The organism is Streptomyces sp. NPDC002265, from assembly GCF_040296125.1.
In the GTDB taxonomy this organism is placed as follows: Bacteria; Actinomycetota; Actinomycetes; order Streptomycetales; family Streptomycetaceae; genus Streptomyces.
Genome location: NZ_JBEOWS010000613.1, coordinates 1 through 2,601 on the forward strand (window position 1 = coordinate 1; position 2,601 = coordinate 2,601).

General features: G+C 71.0%; 2 protein-coding genes. One reads left to right on the forward strand and one right to left on the reverse strand.

The genetic code is table 11. The features are described 5' to 3' along the window. Positions 1-86: 86 nt before the first annotated feature. A complete protein-coding gene (locus ABT085_RS45545) occupies positions 87-1,187 on the reverse strand; it encodes a class I SAM-dependent methyltransferase (RefSeq protein WP_351622916.1) in 1,101 nt (366 codons plus the stop codon). Positions 1,188-1,344: 157 nt separating this feature from the next. Here ABT085_RS45545 and ABT085_RS45550 point away from each other — a divergent pair, with 157 nt between their 5' ends. Then, positions 1,345-2,541, forward strand: coding sequence for an RNA-guided endonuclease InsQ/TnpB family protein (locus ABT085_RS45550; RefSeq protein WP_351622919.1), 1,197 nt, complete (start codon positions 1,345-1,347; stop codon positions 2,539-2,541). Positions 2,542-2,601: the final 60 nt, after the last annotated feature.

Here is a 2,601-nt window from a genome sequence, read left to right on the forward strand (position 1 = left end):
ACCGTCCAGGTCCGGCCCCCGTACCGCCCGTCCCGCTTTTCGGGGGGGGGGGCGGGCGGTACGGGGGCCGCGCGGCGCCGTGCGGGTCAGTCCCGGCGGGCCACCAGACGGTAGGCGTTGGACAGACCCAGGCGGTGCGACAGCGGGCGGACCGCGAACCGGTCCAGCAGCGTACCCAGGACGAGCGCCGGGATTCCCGCGATCAGCAGCGCCACCCGCCCGGCCCGGCGCAGCGCGCCCGGCGGCCGCGGCAGCCAGGGCGCGTCCTCGCGCGGAGCGGCCTGGTCCAACGCCAGCCACACGGCAGCCAGCAGGTCCACCGGGTCGTGCGGCTCGGCGTGCTGCTCCGCCACCACCGTGAACCCCAGGTCCGTCAGCCGGCGGCGCAGATTGGCGACCGGCACGAAGTGCAGGTGCTGCGGCTGGAGCCAGGGCAGCCACCAGCGGCCCAGGAGCCGGGCGTAGCGGCTCTCGGGGTCCGGGACCTCGATCAGCAGATGGCCGCCGGGCCGCACCGCCCGCCACGCGGCCCGCAGTTCCCGCTCGGGGTCGGTGCTGTGCTCCAGGTAGTGGAACATGCTCACCACGTCGTAGCGGCCGTCGAGTCGCGGTGCCAGGTCGGGGAAGGCGCCGCGGTAGCCGTGCGCCACGCGGCCCTCGGCGGTGGCGAGTTCGACGCCGTCGGTGAAGTCCAGCCCGTCGAACTCCGTGCCGGGCAGCACCTCCCGGGCGGTCGCGCAGAAGTGGCCGTGCCCGGTGCCGACGTCGAGCCAGGTCTTCGGGGCGGGGTCGTACGGCAGCATCGACTCGGCGCGGCCCCGGTACATCCCGGTGCGGCCGCCGAAGGTGTCGCCGAGCTTCTTCTCGCCGAGGCCGTCGTAGAAGTCGCGGTAGTAGAACTCCAGCCCCGCCTCGCTCAGCCGGGGGTTCTGGAAGACGTGCCCGCAGGCCTCGCACCGGTCGAGGACGAACCGGCCCGGCTTGTGCTGGAGCAGGTCGGTGGTGCGCAGCCGGGTGGTCAGCCGCCCGGCGCCGCACCAGGGGCAGGTGGTGCGCGGCGGCTCGAAGAGCCGCTCCGGGCCCTCGGCCAGCTCGGCCAGGTAGCCGGGGCGCAGCGCCGCCACCCGCTCGGCCCGGCCCGGCTCCTCGGCGGCCGCTCCGGCCGGCTGCTCGGTCTGCTCACTCATCGGGGCTCTCCTTCGTGGATGCCCCGGCCTTCAGGCCGGGGAGGAATCGAAGCTCCCGCGGAGCGGGGCAGGGAGAGCTGGTTCGCCTCCAGGACGGACCGCGTCTGCCCCCAACTACGCGCGCTCCGCCGCGAATTGACGGGGTACTGTGTGAGTTGTGAGAGCGACCCCTGTGAAGCGGGCGTTCAAGTACCGCTTCTGTCCGACCGATGCGCAGGCGGCGGAGCTGTCGCGTACGTTCGGCTGCGTGCGGAAGGTCTACAACCTGGCTCTTGCCGCTCGCACCGAGGCGTGGACGCGGCAGGAGCGGGTGAACTACGACCAAACGTCGGCGATGCTGACGGCCTGGAAGAAGACGGAGGAACTCGCCTACCTGTGCGATGTCTCCTCGGTCCCGCTGCAGCAGGCCCTGCGGCATCTGCAGACGGCGTTCACGAACTTCTTCGGCAAACGCGCCGGGTATCCGCGCTTCAAGTCGCGGAAGAGGTCGCGCAGGTCGGCGGAGTACACCGCGAGCGCGTTCCGGTTCCGGGGCGGCTGGCTGACCCTGGCGAAGATGACGGAACCGCTCGACATCGTGTGGTCGCGTCCGCTGCCCGAGGGCGCGTTGCCGTCCACGGTGACCGTGTCGCAGGACGCGGCCGGACGCTGGTTTGTGTCCCTGCTGTGTGAGGACCCCTCCGTCCAGCCGCTGGCCGCCGCCGACACGGCCGTCGGCATCGACGTCGGGCTCGACCATCTGCTGACCCTCTCGACCGGCGAGAAGGTCGCCAACCCCCGGCACGAGCGTCGCGACCGCGCCCGTCTCGCCCAGGCCCAGCGGAGGCTTGCCCGCAAGGCCCTGGGTGACGGAGCGAACCGGGCCAAGGCCCGCCGGAAGGTCGCCAAGGTCTACGCCCGCATCACTGACCGCAGGCGTGATCATCTGCACAAGCTCACCACTCGGCTCGTTCGTGAAAATCAAACGATCGTGATCGAGGACCTCGCGGTGCGGAACATGGTGAAGAATGCTGGCCTGGCCCGCGCGATCAGCGATGCGGCGTGGTGGGAGTTTCGGGGCATGCTGGAGTACAAGGCCCGGTGGTACGGCCGCGAAGTGATCGTGATCGACCGCTGGTTCCCCTCCTCCAAGCTGTGCTCCGCATGCGGTGCTTTGCAGGACAAGATGCCGCTGAACGTCCGCGAGTGGACGTGTGACTGCGGGACGACCCACGACCGGGACGTGAACGCGGCGAAGAACATCCTGGCCGTCGGGCTGACGGCGTCTGTCTGTGGAGCTGGTGTAAGACCTCAACGGAGTACTCCGGGCAGGCAGTCGGCGATGAAGCAGAAACCCCAACGGCGCGAGCCGTAGGAATCCCCCTCCTTCAGGAGGGGGAGGAAGTCAACGGCTCTCCCTGGCGAGTTGTTCGAG

Coding starts and splice junctions, on each gene's coding strand:
- ABT085_RS45545 (WP_351622916.1), bottom strand. CDS start 1,187: ATGAGTGAGCAGACCGAGCAGCCGGCCGGAGCGGCCGCCGAGGAGCCG.